The 19,932-nt window shown below is 68.3% G+C and carries 15 protein-coding genes and 1 pseudogene; 7 read left to right on the forward strand and 9 right to left on the reverse strand.

Going from position 1 to position 19,932, the window contains the following annotated elements:
- Positions 1 to 180: 180 nt before the first annotated feature.
- The 4 genes from AC1DSO_RS11060 to AC1DSO_RS11075 all read left to right on the forward strand — a co-directional run bounded on the left by AC1DSO_RS11060 (position 181) and on the right by AC1DSO_RS11075 (position 7,609).
- On the forward strand, positions 181 to 3,825 hold the full coding sequence (locus tag AC1DSO_RS11060) for an Ig-like domain-containing protein (protein ID WP_477068868.1): 3,645 nt from the start codon (positions 181 to 183) through the stop codon (positions 3,823 to 3,825).
- A 457-nt stretch (positions 3,826 to 4,282) separates the two neighbouring features.
- Positions 4,283 to 6,970 carry a TonB-dependent receptor gene (locus AC1DSO_RS11065; RefSeq protein ID WP_477068881.1) on the forward strand — a complete coding sequence of 896 codons (2,688 nt, stop codon included), beginning with the start codon at positions 4,283 to 4,285 and terminating at the stop codon, positions 6,968 to 6,970.
- A 112-nt stretch (positions 6,971 to 7,082) separates the two neighbouring features.
- Positions 7,083 to 7,475 (forward strand): hypothetical protein, encoded by a 393-nt coding sequence (locus AC1DSO_RS11070; protein ID WP_477068869.1) that lies wholly within the window; start codon positions 7,083 to 7,085, stop codon positions 7,473 to 7,475.
- A gap of 11 nt (positions 7,476 to 7,486) precedes the next feature.
- On the forward strand, positions 7,487 to 7,609 hold the full coding sequence (locus tag AC1DSO_RS11075; RefSeq protein WP_477068870.1) for a hypothetical protein: 123 nt from the start codon (positions 7,487 to 7,489) through the stop codon (positions 7,607 to 7,609).
- A 4-nt stretch (positions 7,610 to 7,613) separates the two neighbouring features.
- On the opposite strand, the gene AC1DSO_RS11080 is transcribed toward AC1DSO_RS11075, so the two are convergent.
- Together AC1DSO_RS11080 and sapA are read right to left on the reverse strand one after the other, a co-directional pair.
- Positions 7,614 to 7,853, reverse strand: coding sequence for a DUF5961 family protein (locus tag AC1DSO_RS11080; RefSeq protein WP_477068871.1), 240 nt, complete (start codon positions 7,851 to 7,853; stop codon positions 7,614 to 7,616).
- 107 nt (positions 7,854 to 7,960) lie between these two features.
- Positions 7,961 to 9,874, reverse strand: a complete 1,914-nt coding sequence (gene sapA / locus AC1DSO_RS11085; protein WP_477068882.1) for a protease SapA — start codon at positions 9,872 to 9,874, stop codon at positions 7,961 to 7,963.
- Positions 9,875 to 10,174: 300 nt separating this feature from the next.
- Here sapA and AC1DSO_RS11090 point away from each other — a divergent pair, with 300 nt between their 5' ends.
- Complete coding sequence (locus AC1DSO_RS11090) at positions 10,175 to 11,389, forward strand: OmpA family protein (protein WP_477068872.1); 1,215 nt, start codon at positions 10,175 to 10,177, stop codon at positions 11,387 to 11,389.
- 248 nt (positions 11,390 to 11,637) lie between these two features.
- On the opposite strand, the gene mnmC2 is transcribed toward AC1DSO_RS11090, so the two are convergent.
- The 3 genes from mnmC2 to motA all read right to left on the reverse strand — a co-directional run bounded on the left by mnmC2 (position 11,638) and on the right by motA (position 14,969).
- Positions 11,638 to 13,422 (reverse strand): tRNA (5-methylaminomethyl-2-thiouridine)(34)-methyltransferase MnmC2, encoded by a 1,785-nt coding sequence (gene mnmC2 / locus AC1DSO_RS11095; RefSeq protein WP_477068873.1) that lies wholly within the window; start codon positions 13,420 to 13,422, stop codon positions 11,638 to 11,640.
- Between the two features lie 207 nt (positions 13,423 to 13,629).
- Positions 13,630 to 13,980, reverse strand: coding sequence for a hypothetical protein (locus tag AC1DSO_RS11100; RefSeq protein WP_477068874.1), 351 nt, complete (start codon positions 13,978 to 13,980; stop codon positions 13,630 to 13,632).
- A gap of 122 nt (positions 13,981 to 14,102) precedes the next feature.
- Positions 14,103 to 14,969: a flagellar motor stator protein MotA gene (gene motA / locus AC1DSO_RS11105; protein ID WP_477068875.1), complete on the reverse strand. Its 867-nt coding sequence runs from the start codon at positions 14,967 to 14,969 to the stop codon at positions 14,103 to 14,105.
- Between the two features lie 138 nt (positions 14,970 to 15,107).
- Here motA and AC1DSO_RS11110 point away from each other — a divergent pair, with 138 nt between their 5' ends.
- The gene (locus AC1DSO_RS11110) at positions 15,108 to 16,421 is read left to right on the forward strand and encodes an MFS transporter (protein ID WP_477068876.1); all 1,314 of its coding nucleotides are present in this window, start codon (positions 15,108 to 15,110) and stop codon (positions 16,419 to 16,421) included.
- A 160-nt stretch (positions 16,422 to 16,581) separates the two neighbouring features.
- Here AC1DSO_RS11110 and fixK read toward each other — a convergent pair whose 3' ends face one another.
- On the reverse strand, positions 16,582 to 17,226 hold the full coding sequence (fixK, locus tag AC1DSO_RS11115) for a transcriptional regulator FixK (protein ID WP_477068877.1): 645 nt from the start codon (positions 17,224 to 17,226) through the stop codon (positions 16,582 to 16,584).
- A 156-nt stretch (positions 17,227 to 17,382) separates the two neighbouring features.
- Between fixK and AC1DSO_RS11120 the strand changes: the two genes are divergently transcribed.
- A complete protein-coding gene (locus AC1DSO_RS11120) occupies positions 17,383 to 17,718 on the forward strand; it encodes a response regulator transcription factor (RefSeq protein WP_477068878.1) in 336 nt (111 codons plus the stop codon).
- On the opposite strand, the pseudogene AC1DSO_RS11125 reads toward AC1DSO_RS11120, so the two are convergent.
- The 3 genes and pseudogenes from AC1DSO_RS11125 to AC1DSO_RS11135 all read right to left on the reverse strand — a co-directional run.
- Positions 17,684 to 17,803, reverse strand: a pseudogene (locus AC1DSO_RS11125) (hypothetical protein); the annotation flags it as partial. The gene AC1DSO_RS11120 and the pseudogene AC1DSO_RS11125 overlap by 35 nt on opposite strands.
- 21 nt (positions 17,804 to 17,824) lie before the next feature.
- Positions 17,825 to 18,433: a response regulator FixJ gene (fixJ, locus tag AC1DSO_RS11130; RefSeq protein WP_477068879.1), complete on the reverse strand. Its 609-nt coding sequence runs from the start codon at positions 18,431 to 18,433 to the stop codon at positions 17,825 to 17,827.
- Complete coding sequence (locus AC1DSO_RS11135; RefSeq protein ID WP_477068880.1) at positions 18,426 to 19,901, reverse strand: PAS domain S-box protein; 1,476 nt, start codon at positions 19,899 to 19,901, stop codon at positions 18,426 to 18,428. Before AC1DSO_RS11135 ends, fixJ begins: the two co-directional genes overlap by 8 nt.
- Between the last annotated feature and the right edge of the window lie 31 nt (positions 19,902 to 19,932).

Below are 19,932 nucleotides of genomic sequence, written 5' to 3' on the forward strand. Positions count from 1 at the left end.
CGCCTTGGCTCTATTGCCAAGCTTGCCGCCATCACAGATTGTGCGCTCCAGGGTTGCTGGGTATGTGGGGGACTCATGCTGAGGTTTTGTGGACGGGCCGCGGCCGTCCTGATGCTGACTTGCGCGTCCGCCTCGGCTTTCTCTCAAACCACAACCTATAGCTACGACGCGCTCGGCCGTGTGACCCGGGCCAAGGAAGGCGATGGTAGACAGGTCGTCTACAAGTATGACGCCGCCGGCAATCGGCTTGAACTGAGCAACGGCGCGCCGGGTATCGAGCTCGAGCCGGTCGCCTTCTCGGCGTCGAGCAATGGCGGCGGCTTCTCCGGCCTGGGCGCGCCGGCGTCGATGAGGGACCTGAGCTTCCAGGGCGTGAATTCGGCCCATATCACCCAGGCCCAAGGCGCCAATTGGATCACCGCCGACCTCGGCGCCGAGAAGCTGATCAATCACGTCGACATCGCCCCGCCCGATCGTTCGCTGACCGGCGGCGGCGTACAGGCGCTGAACAGCGCGCTGCTTGAGTACTCGCTGGATGGATCGGTCTGGACCCCCGGTCCGACTATCGGCGGCGCCAGCCCGGGCGTCTATAGCACTCTGACCCTGGGCGGCGTGCAGGCGCGTTATGTCCGGCTTCGCAAGGCGGGAGCCGCTCTTGGGGTTGGTGATTTCCGGCTCTATAGCGCCGTCAAGCCGACGAACCGTTCGCCTGTCGCCAGCGATATTTCGCGGGTGAAGCTCAACAAGGACGAACCCTTCTCGATCAATGTGGCCGTCCTCGCCAGCGATCCGGACGGCGACACGCCGACCGTGACCGCTGTATCTGCCGCCCAGCATGGCGCGACCAGCTTCACGGCGGCGGGTGTCAGCCATGTCCCGATCGCGGGTTTTGTCGGCACGGACGGCTTCAGCTACACGGTCGCCGATGGTCGTGGCGGCTTCGCCACGGGTACGGTAGCGCTCCAGTACAACGCCCCCCCAACAAGCGGGAGCAACCGCCCCCCGATCGCGACCGATGACGGCGGGCCGAATGCTCGCATCGCCATCCCCTATGCCGCGGGCTGGAGCACACCGATCATCCGGGTGCTCGACAACGACAGCGATCCGGACGGCGACACGCTCTCGATCGCTTCGGCCGGCCCTGTTCAGCATGGCTATCTCGACACGAGCCAAGGGACCATCCGCTACTTCCCCGCCGCCGACGGCTTCAACGGCGTCGAGGATTTTCCCTACACCGTCTCCGACGGCCGGGGCGGCAGCGCCACCGGGCGAGTCTGGGTGCGGATCGGCAACAACTATCCCGAGACGACCCAGGACTCGGTCGCGACCAGCCAAAATACCGGCGTCAACGTCTGGCCGCTGGTCAACGACCATGACGCCGATGGCGACCCTCTGGTGATCGGCGCGTACACCCAGCCGGCCCATGGCGCGCTGACCAAGGCCAGCGACACGCTCCTGGTCTATACGCCTCATCAAGACTATGTCGGCGCCGACAGCTTCACCTATACGGCGCGTGACACCCAAGGGGCCAATGGCGGGGGCAATGTCTTCATCACGGTGAATGCTGGCCCGCCCGCCTCGACCAACAACGCGCCGGTCGCCCAGAACGACTTCAGCGCCGCTGACCCGGCGTCCGTGCCGTTCAACACCACGGTCATGATGATGGTGCTGTCCAACGACGGTGATCCGGAGGGCGACACGATCACGATTTCGTCCTTCGCCCCACCGGCCCACGGGTCGCTGACGCGCGTCAGCACCTATCCCGAGCATCTGCGCTATTCGCCCACCAGCGGCTATTCGGGTCCGGACAGCTTCAGCTATACGATCAGCGATGGCCGCGGTGGAAACGCGACGGCCACGGCCTATGTCCGCGTCGGCGGTGATCCAGCCCATGCCCCACAGGCGGTCAATGACGGGCCCTACAGCGTGGTCAAGGACGGTGAGATCCTGCTCACCGATCTCCTGGCCAATGACAGCGAGCCCGATGGCGATCCAATGACGATCACGCGCACCGTGGGACCGTCCCACGGCCAGGCCGCCATCCTCAACGGGTCGACCATCCGTTACCGGCCAAACCTCGGCTATGTGGGGCAGGAGCGCTTCTACTACGTCGTCGAGGATAATCACGGCATCAGCGGCGGCGCGTTCGTGACGATCGATATCGTCGCGCCCAACCGCAGTCCTTCGGCGGCCAATGACGGGCCAGTGTCGACGTGGTCCAGCACCGCCACCACGATCGACGTCCTGGCCAACGACACCGACCCGGACAATGATCCGCTGACCATCACCGCGGTGACCTCTCCGGCCCACGGCTCGGCCGTCATGGCCGGCGGCAAGATCACCTATACCGCCGCGGCCGGCTACAGCGGCGCCGACAGTTTCGGGTACACCGTCTCCGACGGTAAGGGTGCGACCGCGTTGGCCACCGTGACCCTCACCGTTCAGTTTTCTCCCAATCGAACGCCTGTCGCGGTCGCCGACGTCGCGGCCGCGACCTACGGCGAGGCTACGGTGATCGACGTCCTGGCCAATGACAGCGATCCGGATGGCGATGGCTTGACGATCGCGTCGGTCGCTCAGCCGAACCATGGCCTGGTGGTCATCGCCAATGGCAAGGTCACCTATACGCCGGCGAGCGGCTATTCGGGCTCGGACAGCTTCACCTACGTCGTCTCGGACGGGCAGGGCGGCTCGGCTTCATCCAGCGTGACGGTCACCGTCGGGCCCAAGCCTAATACGCCGCCGGTCGCGCCGAACGGCGCGGTGACGACGACGCGTCTGGCGGCGGTCAACTTCACGCCCAGCATCAGCGATCCAGACGGTGACGCCGTTTCCATCACTGCGGTTTCGACACCCGCGCATGGGGTGGCGACCAAGACCGGCAACCAGATCACCTACACCTCGAGCGGCTACTATTACGGCGCGGACAGCTTCACCTACACGGTGGCCGACGCCAAAGGCGCGACCACGACCGGCACGGTGAACGTGACCGTCAACATGGGGGCCTATCTGCCGCCCAAGGCGGTTGACGACTATGTGTCGATGCAAGCCAACGGGACCTTCACCCTCAACCCGTTGGTCAATGACAGCGCCGACGGCAACTTCCTGGTTATCGGCACGCCTGTCGCCACGCACGGCACGATCTGGAAGAGCGGCAACGAGATCAGTTTCTGGCCCGACGCCGGCTACTACGGGCAAGCTCAGATCGCCTACACCATCAGCGACACGCATGGCCAAAGCGCGTCGGCCACCATCCGGATCACCATCGCGCCGCCGCCGAACAACAATCCGGTCGCGCCGGATGGCTCGATCGTGACCAACCGGCAGTATCCCGGAACGGTGGGGCCGAACGCCAGCGATCCGGATGGTGACCCGGTCACCATCACCAGCGTCTCGACGCCGGCGCACGGAACGGCGACCAAGACCGGCCCCAACCAGATCACCTATCTGTCGAGCGGCTACTACTTTGGCGCGGACAGCTTCACCTACACGGTCAGCGATGGTCGCGGCGGCACGGCGACCGGAACCATGTCGGTCAACGTGCTCAAGGGGCCGAACCTGCCGCCGACGGCGGTGAACGACAGTGTCACGGTCGCCAAGAACGGCAACGTGACCTTCAGCCCGACGGCCAACGACAGTGACGATGGCGGGTTCATCATCATCGGCACGATGACCGCCAGCCACGGCGTGATCTCGCGGTCAGGCAACCAGGTCACCTATTGGCCGGAGGCGGGTTATGTGGGCTCCGACCAGATCCCTTACATCATCAGCGATTTCGAGGGGCGCGACGCYTCGGCCGTCATCTCCATCACGGTGACGCCATGAAGACGCTTGGTGTGGGGCGTTCGAGCCGACGCTTGGCCGCGCCGCCTTCCACGCCTTTGTCCCGCGCCCTTTCCGTGGCGGGGAAGCTTGCCAGGCCGCTGGGGCCGGCGAGCGCCGGCTGGTCGCAAAAAAGGCATTAAATTGGTATTGTCGAAGCAGGTGAATGGCCGGCTCTCGATTACCATTAAGCCTATGAATATGATCATTAAGCCCGTGAAGGCGGCCTTTTCCCGCGCGCTATGACCTCTGCCTCAGGCGCCTAATGCGCGGCCGTAGCAAAAAGATCATCCAGAATAACGGGTTGTTCCCTTTGGCCACCGCCCGCTCCGACCTAGTTTGGCCCCCGAAGCGGCGCCAAATAGGTCTCTAAATGGTCCGCTCTTTTTTGTTTGTACCGGACGTCCGACGCCGAATGGCGCGGCGGCCGGGTTCATCGACTTGAGGGGATACCATCATGATGCGTCACTCGCGTACGACGGTCGGCGTCGACCGCCGGAAGGCATTCCTTCTGGCCCTGCTGGCGGGCGCCTGCCTGACCGGCGTCGCTTCGGCCCAGACCGCGCCAGCCCCGGCCCCGGCCGAGCCCGCGGGCGACGTCGATGAAGTGGTGGTCACCGCCTTCCGCAAGAGCCTGGCCACCGCCCTGAACGCCAAGCGCGAGGACATCCGGGTGTCGGACGGCATCTCGGCCGAGGACATCGGCAAGTTCCCGTCCGAGAACATCGCCGAGGCCATCCAGCGCATCCCTGGCGTCCAGATCTCCAATATCAACGGGCGCGGCTCGACGATCAGCATCCGCGGCCTGGGCCCGCAATATGCGATGACCACGGTCAACGGCCAGACCTTCAAGAGCGCCAACTTCACCGACGGCTTCCGCTACGACGTGATCCAGACCGAGCTGGCCTCGGCCATCCAGGTGATCAAGTCGCCGACCGCCGACATGGACGCCGGCGGCCTGGCCGGCACGGTCAATATCGACACCGTCCATCCGTTCGACGTGAAGGGCCGCCAGTTCATTCTCGCCGGCAAGCTGCAGAAGCAGAAGCAGGCCAAGGGCGATCCGACCGGCAAGCTCAGCGCGACCTATGTCGACCACTTCTTCGACGACAAGCTCGCCGTCTTCCTGGGCGGCGGCTATCAGGAGCTGAAGGATCGCGGCGACTACGTCTGGATGGACCGCTGGACCGTCAACAGCGGCGTCTACACCCCGGCCCGCCTGCGCTTTCGCCGCATCGAGCGCGAGACCAAGCGCAGCATGATCAACGGCGCGGTCCAGTACAAGCCGATCGACGGCCTGCAGGTCGACGTGATCGCCACCTACGCCAAGGACAAGACCACCCAGGACCTGCACCAGCAGGTGTTCCTGTTCACCAGCCCCTCGGCCGCCAATGTCGTGACCCTGGCGAGCGCCAACAACACCGCCACCAAGACGCAGATCAACAACTTCCGCCTCGAGAACAACCACCAGTTCGAGAGCCGCCCGCAGTCGACCGGCGCCTTCACGACGGACGTCCACTGGACCGGTTGGGACCGGTGGGACCTCAAGGGGACGGCCCACTATTCGCGGGGCCACGCGATCTTCAACGAGGAGGCCGCGATCCTGGGCGTGGTCGTGCCCAGCGCGACGCTGGACATCAGCGATCCCAAGAACATCGTCTTCACCCCCTCGAACGCGCTGACCGACGCCGCCCAGTACGCGCCGGCCAACCTGTTCCGGAACACCTATCCGACCGGCGCCTACCGGACGGTCGACTCGTATGAAGAGGCCGCCCAGTTCGATGTGAAGCGCTACATCGACTACGGCGCCCTGGAGTCGATCGTGGTCGGGGCCAAGACCCGCCACGAGGTGCTCAAGCGCCACGTCAACCGCTTCGACCGCCAGGACCAGAGCGTCCCGGTCGCCTTCGCCCCCAGCCTGGCCAAGACCGGCCTTGCCGTTTCCGACTTCCTGGATGGCGGCATGAGTCTGCCGGGCAGCTGGATCTCGCCCAGCATCCAGGCCTATCGCGACGCCCTGGCCCAGGAAGGCTTCAAGGTCTACGAGGCCTTCGACCCGCTGGGCAGCTACAATGTCGATCGTGATCTGACCTCGCTCTACGCGATGGCCAATCTGAAGGGCGAGGTCTTCTCGCTGCCGTTCCGCGGCAATGTGGGCGTACGCCGCGAAAGCACCGACCAGACCGTCAATGGCTTCGTCGGCGGCGCGGCCAACCCGAAGAACACCGAAGTGCGCCTGGTCAGCGGCCGCTATTCCACGCCGAAGTCCTACGACAACACCCTGCCGTCGGCCAATTTCAGCGTCGACCTGACGGACAGCCTGCTGCTGCGCTTCGCGGCCGCCAAGGTGCTGGTCCGCCCGATCATCGACTCCAGCAACCAGCTGGCCACCACCGTCACCACCACCACCGACAGCACCGGCAAGCGGATCAACACCATCGCCCTGGGCCAGGGCTCGCTGAACCCGCTGACCGCCAACCAGATCGATGTCGGCCTGGAATGGTACTACGGCAAGGGCAACGGGCTGAGCGCCGGCTTCTTCACCAAGAAGGTCAAGAACGGCACCTTCACCACCGTGATCTGCCCGACCACCTACGAGGGCGTCGGCCTGTCGAAGGACGCCAGCGGCGTCTGCGGCTCCAGCGCCGGCGACACCTATTCGATCACCGAGACGCAGAACGACACGCGCGAGGTGACGATCAAGGGCTACGAGCTGAACTGGCAGCAGTCGCTCGACGCCTGGCTGCCCGTCGCCGGCTTCGGCCTGGTCGCCAACTACACCCACGTCAGCCCGGCGACCTCGACCACCGGCTTCAAGCTGGCCAACCTGTCGGAGCACACCGCCAACGGCACGGTCTATTGGGAAAACCAGACCTTCAGCGCCCGCCTGTCGGCCAACTACCGCAGCGCCTATGACCAGACCTCGGTGGAGAGCTTCTTCGCCGGTCCGCTGGGCCACACGGTCGCCTCGCGCACCCAGTTCGACCTTAACCTCGGCTACAACATCAACGAGAAGCTCAGCCTGTCCTTCGCGGCCATGAACCTCAACAACGCCGAGGAGAAGGCCTATCTGATCGACAAGAGCCGCTGGCAGATGAGTTCGTCGACCGGCCCCAGCTACTATCTGTCGTTCCAGTACAAGATGTAGCCGAGCGGCTTTCGAGCGCGCCGGGCATTGTCCGCCCGGCGCGCGTGAAGGCGCCCCGCCACCAAACCCCATCTCCGGCGTTGAAGCCCAGCGACATGCTGGAGGCTGAAGGATGCTGGACGACTTCATCGACACATTGATCTCGAAGCTGATGGCCGGGGCCGGGCTGATCATGGCGGCGGGCATAGCTGGCGTGACCGGGGCCATGGCCATCTACGCGTTCCTGGCGCCGCACACCGGCCCGGCCTGGGCCTATGTCGTGGTCGCGGCCCTGGCCGGCGTCACGGTGACGGTCTGGAGCCTCCTCCAGAAGCAGCACCGCGCCAAGCACAAGCGCCCGCCGCTGGAACAGCGGATCGTCGACCTGGTCCAGGCCCATCCCAGCGGCGCCTTCGTCGCGGGCCTGGCCGCCGGCGTGCTGGTCAAGGGCAAGCCGTGGCAGGCGCTGGACGTCCTGAAAGCCATGCCCAAGGACAAGCCAAAGGACCGGCCTCACGGCCGCTGAGGGAGCCGGCCATGAGTCAGCCACGTCCCAAACAGCGCTTCGGCGCTCAGGCCCTGCTCATCGCCGTGGTGTTCGTGGTCGCCTGCGTCGTCAGCTTCATGGTCGTGGCGATCGGCTTTGGCCATCAGGGCTGAGCGATCAGCCGCAGGGCGCCGTCTCGCCGGTCGTCAGGTCCACCCGGAAGCACTGCTCGCGGCCGGTCGCCTCGTCGCGGACGATGACCGCCACCGTGGCGTCGTCGTCAGGGTCGTGGGCGAAGTCCTCCAGATAGGCCGCCGCCGCCGCCTCGGGGCTGGGCTCGTCCAGGGCGCGGGCGTGGTGGCCGTGCAGGTGGCGGGCGCGGACGGTGAAGCGGTGGGTCTGGGTGTCGGCGGGCATGGCGGTCTCCTGGCTGGAGAACGCGCGTGGCGGAAATTGGATTCAGTCCACGCGAAAACGGCGGCGAGCCAAGGCCCGCCGCCGCGCCGTTCGTCAGAGGTCCGCCCTCAGACCAGGTTGTATTCCGGCTTGGCGTAGGTCCCGATCAGGTCGACGCCATAAACGTTGTGGGTGACCTGGTCGGCGAAGAAGGCGTCGGCGGACTTGGCGTAGACGCCGATGTCGGCCTTCTCGGCCTCGGCGATCAGCCAGCCGATCATGGCCGCCTTCGTTCCCTGACCATTCACCCCGTCCTGGCCGTAGGCGTTGAAGTAGTCCGCGCGCCCGTCGATCAGGGCGTGGATCTTGTCGTCCGTCGGCGTCAGGCCGAAGATCGCGGCATAGGCCTTGCGGGTGGCGTCGAACAGCGACAGGCCGCCATAGGCGCTGCTGAAGCTGGCCGCGCCCTCGCCGATCTTGCCCAGATTGACCGCGAAGTTGATGTAGCGGTTCTCGATGTTGAACGACTGGTAGTAGGCGCTGTTGAGGTTGTTGGCGTTGGCGCCGTCCGGGGCCACCAGATAGTCCATGCCCGCCACCGTCGGCGTCTTGCCGGTGAAGAACTGGTAGGAGAGGGCGGCCACCGCGCTGGTCGAGATCGCCGCCTTGGTCACCTGGGTGATGGCGTCGGCGTAGCTGGTCCCCGAGGCCATGGCGGCCCCCAGGCTCTTGGTCATGGCGTCCGCGCCGCTCGACAGGGCCGTCAGGCGCAGCACGCTGGCCATGGCCGAGGCGACCCGGCTATCGACCAGCGACACCGCTTTGTCGGTGAAGGCCAGGGTCTCGATGTTGATGACGCTGTCGATCCCGTCGGTCCCGCCGTTGTCGCGCACCGACCAGCCGCCGTTGGCGTTGGCGATGATGGCGTAGGCCGAGGCCTTGCCGGCATAGATCGCCGTGTCCAGGCCCAAGCCGCCGTCCAGCGTGTCCGCGCCCTGGCCGCCCGTGATCCGGTTGACGGCGGCGTTGCCGTTGATGATGTCGGCCGCCGTACCGCCGACGGCGTTCTCGACCGTCGCGCCGATGGCGATGGTGACGTTGCCGGTCAGCCCGCCGACGCTGGAGAAATAGCCCGCGCGCAGGTCGATGGTCTGGGCGACCTTGTAGCCGGAGAAGTCGAAGGTGTCGGTCCCGCCGGCGTCCCAGACGGCGAACACCAGCTTGGTCGACGACGACGCAGCGCTGAACCAGTCGCGGCCTGCCGTTGCGTTGAAGCCGTAGGTCGTGTCGCCCGTCCGCGTGGTCATGTTGGCGCCGTAGGCCAGCTGAGCGGCGGCGATGTCGTCCAGCAGCGGAGACGAGGCGTAGGTCCCGCTGAACGAACCGCCGGTGTTCGACTCGCCGAAATAGGACATCACCGTGTACTGGCGGCTGTCCTCGTAATAGCCGGCGTCGCTGGCGTAGGTGAGGGTCGTGTCGGCGCTGGCGTCGTATTCGGCCGGATGGGCCAGGCCGATCGCGTGGCCCAGCTCGTGGACCAGCACCATGCCGCCATAGTTCGTGCCGGTCGGGCTGGTGTTGTAGCTCAGGCTGGAATTGACCCAGACGTCGCCCGAGCTGCTGGTGGCCGCGTAGTTGCCCGGATAGTAGGCGAAGGCCGCCGCGCCGGACTCGCCCGAGCTGTAGTTGCCGAACAGGATGGCGGCGTTGTTGCTATAGGCCGCCTCGCCGGTCCCCGCGCCCACGCGCGTGAAGGTGACGTTGGCGACGTCCGACCAGGCCGCCAAGGCCTTCTCGGTCTGGAGGATCTGGGCCGCGTTGAAGGACGAGAAGCCCCCCGTGTCGCTGGGCATGGTGGTCGGCGCGGTGGCGCGGAAGGCGTAGCTGACCGTCGCCCCGACGTTGAAGGCGTTGGACCAGCCCGGCTCGCTGCGCAGCAGCTGCAGCGCGGCCTCGGGCACGGTCAGGCTGGGCTTGCCCGCCACGACGCCCGTGCGCGAATCGGCGTTGACGAAGGCGTTCGGCGTCTCGCCGCCGGCCATGGCGTTGGGTTCCTCGGAAGCCAGGGGGAACTGTTCAATACTCACGGCCATACTCCACTCGCCCCACGCAAGAAGTATGACCAATGGCGAATTCTTCTGCAATCTCCGCTACTTGCGACAAACCCGCACAGTTTTCCGGCCAAGCTAAGCGTCACTGCGGCGGGAGCTGCGTCGTGATAACTTCATAATGAGCGCATTTTGTGGCGCATTTGCCACACCCGAATTGTTAGATGGCGCGTTTGTCGTGCAGGGTTCCGGGGACATGTCGGACCCGCGACATACGAACAAGAGGGTTTGGATATGAAAATGCGGTTGCTGGTCGGCGTCGCGGCGGTTGCGCTGGGCGCGGCCTCCGGCGCTTTAGCCCAAAGCGCGACAAGTGGTTGGTACGTTGCGGCCGACGCGGGCTATCATGAGCCAGCGGACGTCAAGGCGACCTCCACCAACAATTATCAGTGGAACTTCTCCACCGATAAGGACTGGGCCGCCTTCGGTCGCCTCGGCTACAAGTTCACGCCGAACTGGCGTGTCGAAGCCGAATACGGCTACCGACCCAGCGACGTGCAGAGCGTGCGTGGCGCCGGTGGCGCGAGCGGGGCTCAGCCGATCGGTCTCTGCACCGCCGGCGTGGGTCGCACCTCGGCCGCCCCGACCTGCGGCGAGCCGGACGGCAAGTGGAAGGCCTCCACGTTGATGGCCAACGTCATCTTCGACGCGGCCCCCAACTCGGCCCTGAACCCGTTCATCGGCGCTGGCGTCGGTACGGCCTGGGTGCATAACAAGGTCTATGGCCAGCTGTCGGGCGTTCCGACCGGCGCGGCGATCTACCAGAACACCAGCTTCGACGACGTCGACCAGGCGTTCGCCATGCAGGGCATCATCGGCCTGGGCTGGAACTTCGCCCAGAACTGGTCGCTGGACCTGACCGGCCGCTACCTGCGCACCACCAAGCTCGACTGGGGCTCGGTGACGCAGAACGCCGGTCCGGCTGGCGGCGCCATCACCGACGTCGGCACGTTCTCGGGCCGCTACAAGGATACTTCGGTGACCTTGGGCCTGCGGTACACCTTCGGGTCGCCGCCGCCCCCGCCGCCTCCCCCGCCCCCGCCGCCGCCTCCCCCGCCGCCTCCGCCYCCGCCGCCTCCCCCGCCGCCGCCGCCTCCGGCTGCTCCGGCCTACGAGGCGCGTGAGTTCGTGGTCTACTTCCCGTTCGATCAGTACGTGCTGACGCCGGAAGCCCAGGCCGTGGTCCAGCAGGCCGCCGACTACGCCAAGGGCGGCAACGCGACCAAGGTCGTGGTGACGGGTCACACTGACACCTCGGGCTCGGACAAGTACAACCAGAAGCTCTCGGAACGCCGCGCCAAGGCGGTGGCTGACGGTCTGGCTGGCCTGGGTGTGCCCGCCACGTCCCTGTCGGTCGACTGGAAGGGCGAAAGCGCTCCGGCCGTCGCCACTGGCGATGGTGTCAAGGAACCGCTGAACCGCCGCTCGACGGTCTCGATCAACTTCTAAGACGATCAAGATCGAAAGATCTGGGGGCTGGCCGCAAGGCCGGCCCCTTTTTCTTTGCGCTTTAAGCTGGAAGAGGGCGCTGAACGAAAAGACGCTCCCGATGGGGCGTCGGGAGCGTCAGATCCGGCGGGCCAAGAGGGCGGAGGACCGCCGTCATGCGGCCGGCATGCAATGGGGCGCCGGCCTCATCAAACAGGAACGCGCGAACCCGAAGAGCGGTGGCGCGCACTCCAAAGAACAGTGTTCGATTATACGCCGATACGCGCGCCGGGCGAGTCGAAACGCCCAGGGTCCAGCGGGTGCGACAAATGGCGCGGCAGGGGCGAGGGCAGGTCCAGCATCCGCGCGATCAAGTGCTCGGCCAGCAGCGGCGCCAGGCAGAAGCCGCGCGAACCCAGGCCTGTCAGCACCAGCGCCCCGTCGTCGCGGATCCCGGCCAGCGGCGCCCGGTCCGGCGTGGTGGCGCGGATCGCGGCCCGGCCCTGGAACGCCTTGCCGGCCAGCTGTTTGGCCAGGGCGGCCAGGCCCTTGGCCAGGGTGTCGAGGTTGCGGGCGTGGTCCTCGGGCCGGACGTCGACGGCGGTCTCGTCCCGGTCGTGGGTGGCGCCGAACAGGACGCCGAACCGCGTGGGGATCGCATAGCCGCCGAACGCGACGGGCGCGGTCGAGACGCTCTCGGCCCAGCTGGCCTGGCCACGCACCAGACGCAAGGCGACGCCGGGCATCAGGGCCGCCGTCGCCGCGCCGCTCGCCAGGGCCACGCGGTCGGCGCGGACGATCAGCGCGCCGGCCTCGTCGAGCAGCCGCCATCCGTCCCCATCGCGCTCCAGCCTGGCGACGCGTCGACGCACGACCGCGCCGGTCCAGGCGGCGGTGACCACCGGCGGCGCGACGACCAGGCTGGAGGCCATGGCCAGGGCCGGGATTTCGGCGCCGACCTGTTCGGCGGTCTGGTCGGGGGACAAGGCGGTCATGGCGCCGGGCTCGAACAGCTCCTGCCCGGCCACCTTGGCGAAGCGGGCGGCGTCGCGTTCGGTCGTGGCCAGCTGCAGCACGCCGCGGGCGATCACCGCGCCGGGCTCGGCCTCGTACAGCGCCGCGGCGCGGGCCAGGGCTTGGGCGTAGAGGCCGGCGCGGGGGCCGCCGCCGGCGTCCAGGGCCGGGGTGACCAGGGCGGCCGGATTGCCGGAGGCGGCGACACTGTCAGGATCGTCGATCACGGTCACGGCCAGCCCCTCGGCGCGGGCCGCGCGCGCCAGGGCGGCGCCGGCGATCCCGCCGCCGATGATGGCGAGGCTTTTGGGGCGCGGCGTGACCGCGCGCTCACCCGGCAGCCAGGCCTCGAGCCGCTCGCGCTTGCGGCCGAAGCCGGGGCGCTTGGCGATCTCGAAACCGGCCGCCTGCAGGCCGCGCCGCACCGCCCCCGCCACGGTGAAGGTCGCCGCGCGAGCCCCGGGCGCGGAGCGGGCGGCGACGGCGGCCAGGACCTCGTCGCGCCACATGGCCGGGTTCAGGGCGGGCGAGAAGCCGTCCAGGAACCAGGCGTCGGCCGCCCCGTCCCAGGCCTCCAGCGCCTCGACCACGTCCATGACCGCCAGGTCCAGCACGGCGTCGAAACCGGGCAGGTCGATCCGGTGGAAGCCGCGCGCCCGGCCCGGCCAGTGGTCCAGCAGCACCTGAGCGGCGTCGCCCAGCTCGGGCCAGTGAGCCAGGATCCGGGCGGCCTCGTCGCTGGCCAGCGGATGGGCCTCGATCGAGAAGATGTGGAGCTTGCCTTTAGGGGGTTGTTCGCGCCGCCACAGGTCCAGCAGGGCGGCGATGTTGAGGCCCGAGCCGAAGCCCAGCTCGCCGACCACAAAGTCCCGGTGCTCGGAGAATCGTTCCGGCAGGCCGCAACCGGCCAGGAACACCGCCCGCGTCTCGGCCAGGCCATCGACGCTGGAGAAATAGACATCGCCGTACAGGCTGGACTGCGGCAAGCCGTCCTCACGCCAAACCAGCGGTGACCCGTCTTGAGGAGCGGTGGGATCCATGGCGCCTGCTAGAGCGCCGCGGGGCGGTGGGCGTCAAGTCTGTCTCCCCAACACCCGACCTCCCCGGCGAAGGCCGGGGCCCAGATTCATCCGGTGCGTCAGACGTAAAAGCGCCCTCCGCCGAGTTCCGACGAAGGGCGCGGGTGGGTTCGATCTGGGCCCCGGCCTTCGCCGGGGAGATCGGATTTGAGTGGAACCCGTAAGTCCCTAGTGCGCCGRCTTCTTCTCTTCCGGCTTGGGCGCGGCGTCGGCGGCGGCGGTGGCCGAGGCGGCGGCCGGGGCCTGGGTCGAGCCGGTGGCGGCGGCGTCGTTGGCGGTCTGGGTGGCGGCGTCCGCCGGGTCGGCCGGGGCGGCGGCGGCGTCCGTGGCGGCCTTGTTGGCGTCGGCGGCGGCCTGTTCCTTGGCCGAGGCGGCGTCGGTCACGGTGCTGGCGTCGGCGGCGGCGGCCTTGGCGGCGGCGCTGTCGCCTTCGGCCTCGTCATGCTTGCCGCCGCAGGCGGCCAGCGACAGGGCCGAGACGGCCACGCCGGCGATGAGGAGTTTGCGGATCGTGCTCATGAGGCTTCCCTTGCTGGCCGGCGCCTGGTCGGCGACGGCTTTGCGCGAAAGGAATACCGGTTCGAAAGCCGGTGCAAGTTACGAGGCGCTAACCTGCCTCGCCAAGGACGCTGGACGCCGACCTATTCGGGCGGGATCTGGCCCAGGGCCTCTTCCAGCTCGGCGAAGCTGGGCTGGGCGGGGCTGGGCACGTGGCCGCGGCCGATCTCGACCGAGATCTGGGCGGCGTTGCCGTGCAGGTGGGCGACCAGGACGGCCTGGATGATCTTGTAGAAGGCGCCGTCCTCGTTGACGACGGCCTGCAGGCGCGTGGCCATCGGGCCGACGATGCCATAGGCGATGAACACGCCGAGGAAGGTGCCGACCAGGGCGCCGCCGATCATGCCGCCCAGGACGGCCGGCGGTTCGGTGATCGAACCCATGGTCTTGATGACGCCCAGCACGGCGGCGACGATGCCAAGGGCCGGCAGGGCGTCGGCCATGCTCTGCAAGGCGTGGGCCGGCTCGAGCGCCTCGTGGTGGTGCTTCTCGAGCTGCTTTTCCATCGCGTCCTCGACCTGGTGGGGATCCTCCAGGTTCATGGTCATCATCCGCAGGGTGTCGCAGATGAAGTCGACGGCGAAGTGGTCGTGGGTGACCTTCGGATAGCGGGCGAAGATCGTGCTCTCGTGGGGCTTCTCGATGTGGCTTTCCAGGGCGATGACACCCTTGGACTTCATCGTCTTGGTCAGCAGGAACAGCAGGGACAGCAGGTCGCGATAGTCGCCGGCCTTCCACTTGGGGCCCTTGAAGATCTTGCCGAAGCCACCGACCGTGCCCTTGATGACGGTCATCGAGTTGGAGATCAGGAAGGCGGCGACGGCGGCCCCGAGGATGGCCATCAGTTCGTGCGGCGCGGCGTGAAGGATCACGTCCATCTTGCCGCCACCCATCAGGTAGCTGCCGAACACCATGCCGAACAGCAGGACGATGCCGATGATCTGGAACATTGTGGTTAGGCCGACCCCGAGACTGACGGCGCATCATCGGGGTTAATGATTAATCCAAGGTTCTCGCCCCCCGGGGGCATGGGGCGCTCGCCCTGCGACACGTTGCGCCGGCCATCGCTCGGGTCTAACGGTTGTTTGATGAGTGGGGAGACTCCAGAGGCCCGGGCCAACCGCGGCGCGTTCGCGATCCTCTTCGGCGTGTCGGTCGCGACCGCCATGGGGAACACCGGCATGCTGTCTGTGCTGCCCGCGATCGGCCGCCAGATCGGCATACCGGACGCTCTGGTGGCGGGCATATTCTCGCTGTCGGCGGTGCTGTGGGCGGTGACCTCGCCGTTCTGGGCCCGGCAGTCGGACCTGCGCGGGCGCAAGCCTTTGATCCTGCTGGGCCTGGCCGGCTTCTGCGTTTCCATGACCCTGTGCGCCATCGTCGTCTCGGCGGGCCTGCGCCACCTGGCGCCGCCGATGGTGATCTTCGGCCTGTTCCTGCTGTCGCGCGCCCTGTTCGGCGGCTTCGGCTCGGCCGCCAATCCGGCCACCCAGGCCTATATGGCCGAGCGGACCAGCCGCGACGAGCGGACCCAGACCATGGCCACCCTGGCCGGCGCCTTCGGCCTGGGCACCGTGGTCGGGCCTCTGCTGGCGCCGCTGTTCGTGCTGCCGTTCGTGGGCCTGGCCGGGCCGATGTTCGCCTTTGCGGCGATGGCGGCCGTGATGCTGGTCGTCGTCCAGCGCGGCCTGCCCGAGACCTTCAAGCCGGGCCGGGGCGAGACGCCGCCGCGCCGCCGGTTCGGTCTTCCCTGGCGCGGCCAGGGCGCGGCCCCGTGGCGCGACCCGCGGCTGAAGCCGTTCCTGATCTTCGGCTTCCTGGTCGCCTCGTGCCAGACGGCCCAGACCCAGACCCTGGGCTTTCTGATCATCGACAAGCTGGGCCTGCCGCCGGTCAAGGCCCAGGGCTTCATCACCCTGGCCATGGCGGCTGGGGCCGTGGCCGGCCTGCTGGCCCAGTGGGGCCTGATCCGCATGTTCCGCATGGGGCCGCGCGACCTGATGCGCTGGGGCGTCGCCGCGGCGGCCCTGGGCAACATCATCGTCGCCTTCGCCCCCGACTACGCCGCCGTCGCCATCGGCTACGCCGTCGCCAGCCTGGGCTACGGCTTCGCCCGCCCGGGGTTCACGGCCGGCGCCTCGCTGTCGGTCGACGCCAAGGACCAGGCCGGGGCGGCCGGGGCGATCGCGGCGATCAACGGCCTCAACGTCGTGGTCGCGCCGCTGTTCGTGCTGCTCTACGAAAAGATCGGCTGGGGGCCGTTCGTGCTGAACGCCATGATCCTGACGGCGCTGCTCGCCTACGCCCTGCGCCAGGCGATGCTGCGCTCGGCCGACAAGGGCGGTCCGCGCGAGGAGGCGACGATCGCCGGGCTGGAGCGGAGCGACGAGGGGGGTGTTTGAGGGGCAAGCCCTTCGAAGCTCAAATCCCGTGTCATCCCGGAAGCCTCGCAGAGGCTGTCCGGGACCCAGGGGCCAAGCCCCGTGCGGCGGCCCCTGGGTCCCGGCTCTCCGCTTCGCTGCGGCCGGGATGACACATGAATGTTGCTTTGGGTGGGGAAGCTCAGCTGACCATCCGCTCCAGCGCCCGCCGGTCCTTCAGCACTACGTGGCGCACCGTCGGCAGCGCGATCAGGCCCTCGTCCCGCAGGCTGGTCAGGGCGCGCGAGACGGTCTCGATGGTCAGGCCCAGATAGTCGGCCATGTCCTGGCGGCTCATCGGCACGTCCAGCTCGGCGTCGGCGTGGGTGCGCTCGGCGATGTCCAGCAGCAGGCCCGCCACCCGCTCCAGCGCCGAGCGGCGGCCCAGCATCAGCACGTGGTCCTGGCTGCGCCGTAGGCCGTCGGCGGTCAGGCGGAACAGGGCGCGCGCCGCGTCGCCACGCGTCGCGGCCAGGTCGCTGAGCGCCCCACGGCGGATCATCCGCACGCTGGCGTCGCTCATCGCCTCGGCGGTGACGCGGTGGGTGTCGCCCATCTCCAGGCCGAAATAGTCGCCGGCGAAGTGGAACTCGTCGATCTGCCGGCGGCCGTCGCGCAGGATGCGGTAGGTGCGCACCGCGCCGGAAATCACCTGGTAGACGTGGGTCGCGGCCTCGCCCTCGCCGAAGATCTCCTCGTCGCGGGCGAAGCGCGGGCAGGCGCCTGGCAGGGCCAGCACGGGGTCCAGGGCCATGGGGACGGCGTCGATGCGGAGCGGAGACAGCATGGAAAGACCCTTCTGTTGCTAGGGTCTTGCGCCTTTTCGCGCGCCCGCGACATTCGGGAGCCGCGCCTAAGGAAACCCCCTTACGCGGCGCTGCGGACGGGCCTGGTTTGAGGCCGATCAAGGTCTCGGCGGCCTTCCAGGGTCATCTTGGCGGCCATGTCCGACTGTCCCCTGATCCTGCTGCTCGTCGAGGACGAGCCCCTGCGCGAGGCCTTGCGCTTCTCGCTGGAGACCGAGGGCTATGCGGTGGTCGCGCGGCCGGACGAGCGACCCGTGGCGGCCGTGGTGATCGACGACGGCGGCGTGGCGTTGCCGGACCTCGGAGAGAGCCCGACCATCGTCCTGACCGGCGACGTGGAGCGGTTCCGGCGGCGCGGGTTGGGCGGCGTGTCGCTGGTGGAGAAGCCGCTGCTGGGCGACGCGCTGAGCGTGCGGTTGGGGGAGGTGCTCGCCAAATCTCTGCGAAACCCGTGTCATCCCGGAAGCGCGTAGCGCTGTCCGGGACCCAGGGGCCGGCGCGACGCGGTTGCCCTGGGTCCCGGCTCTCCGCTTCGCTGCGGCCGGGATGACACGAGATTTGTGCGGTTCGAGAGAGTCCCTATCCCCCCCGCACCGACAGCGTCATCCGCACCAGCGCCGCCAGGTTATCCGCCTGCATCTTGGTCATCAGCTTGGCGCGGTAGATCTCGACGGTGCGGGGGCTGATGCCCAGCTCGCGGGCGATGACCTTGTTGGCGTGGCCGGCGACGACGCCGTCCAGCACCTGGCGCTCGCGCTCGGACAGGGTCTCCAGGCGATGCAGGACGGCGGCCTGGTCGTCGGTGACCGGCGCGGCCTCGGCGGCCTTCATGGCGCGGTTCAGGGCGTCCAGCATCCGGGCTTCCGAGAATGGCTTCTCGATGAAGTCGACGACCCCCGAGCGCATGGCCTCGACGGCCATCGGGATGTCGCCGTGGCCGGTGATCATGATGATCGGCATCTTGACCTTCAGGGCCGCCAGCCGGGCGACCAGCTCTTGGCCGCTCATCTCGGGCATGCGGACGTCGGTGACGACGACGCCCGGCTTGGCGTCCGGCAGGGCGTCGAGGAAGGCCGGGGCGCTGGCATAGGCCACGACCTCGAAGTCGGCCGACTCCAGCAGGAAGGCCAGCGACTCGCGGGCGCTTTCGTCGTCGTCGACCACGTGTACGACGTGTGCGTCAGTCATCGACGGTTTCCTTCTGATCGGCCGGCGGCAGGGTGAAGCGGAACAACGCGCCGCCGCCGGGATTGGCTTCGGCCCAGATGCGCCCGCCGTGCGCCTCAATGATCGAGCGCGAGATCGACAGGCCCACCCCCATGCCCTGCGGCTTGGTGGTCATGAACGGTTGGAACAGGCGATCGCGCACCTCGTCGGCGATGCCGGGGCCGGTGTCGGCGACGCTGACCCGCGACCAGCCTTCCTCGGTGACGTCGCTGGTGATCAGCAGGGCCCGGCGGCGGCTGTTGCCGTCCTGCATGGCGTCGATGCCGTTGCGGATCAGGTTCAGCAGCACCTGCTGCACCTGGACCCGGTCGGCGTAGACGGCGTCGGCGGCGGGATCCAGGGCCAGGCGCACGTCGACCTGGCGGTCCTTCTCGCCGATCAAGGCCAGGGCGCTGGCCTCCTCGATCAGCTTGGACAGGCTTTCGACGTCGCGCTCGCTGGCCCCCCGACGCACGAAGTCGCGCATCCGGTGGATGACGTCGCCGGCCCGCAGCGCCTGGGTCGCGGCCTTGTCGATGGCCTCGCGCACCTTGGCCTGGTCGGCCTCGCGGCCCCGGTCGATCAGGCGGCGCGAGCCGGTCAGCAGGTTGGCGATGGCCGACAGCGGCTGGTTCAGCTCGTGGGCCAGGGTCGAGGCCATCTCGCCCATGGCCGTCAGGCGCGAGACGTGGACCAGCTCGTTCTGCAGCTCCTGCAGACGGGTCTCGGTCTCCTGGGTCTCAGTCAGGTCGCGGATGAAGCCGGTGTACGAGGGCGTCGAGCCCTTGGTCTCGCCGACCGCCAGCTCCATCGGGAAGGTCGAGCCGTCCCGGCGCTGGCCGACCACGACGCGGCCGGCCCCGATGATCCGCCGCTCGCCGGTGCCGTGGTAGCGCTGGATATAGCCGTCGTGGGCGGTGTGGTGCGGCTCGGGCATCAGGGTGTTGACGTTGCGGCCGATGGCTTCGGCGGCGGTCCAGCCGAACATCCGCTCGGCGGCCGGGCTGAACGAGGTCATGATCCCGGCGCGGTCGATGACCACCACGCCGTCGGGCACGGTGTCCAGGATCGAGCGGAGGTGGTCGTTGATCGCCGCCGCCCGCCGTCGCGCGGCGTGGAACCAGCCGCCGCCCACGGCCATGCCGAAACCGACCGACAGGAAGATCGCGGCGCTGAGGCCACTGACCAGGTCGAACGGGATGTCGCGCGTCACCCACCAGACGCTGCCCCAGGCGAAGGTGGTGGCGAACACGCCGGGGGCCAAGCCGCCCAGCGCCGCGCTGACCAGCACGGCCGGCACGAACAGCAGGAACGACGACGGGGCGGTGAAGGCCTCGGGCAGGTACAGCCGCGCCACCGCCGTCGCCATCACGGCCGCGAAGGCCGCCAGATAGGCGGTGGGATGCGGGTCGCTGAACAAGGTCGAGGACAGGCCCCGGGCCGGCTTCATGGGCGCTCCAGACTTGGGAGGTCCTTATAGC

Source organism: Caulobacter sp. P4_E5 (genome assembly GCF_056401555.1).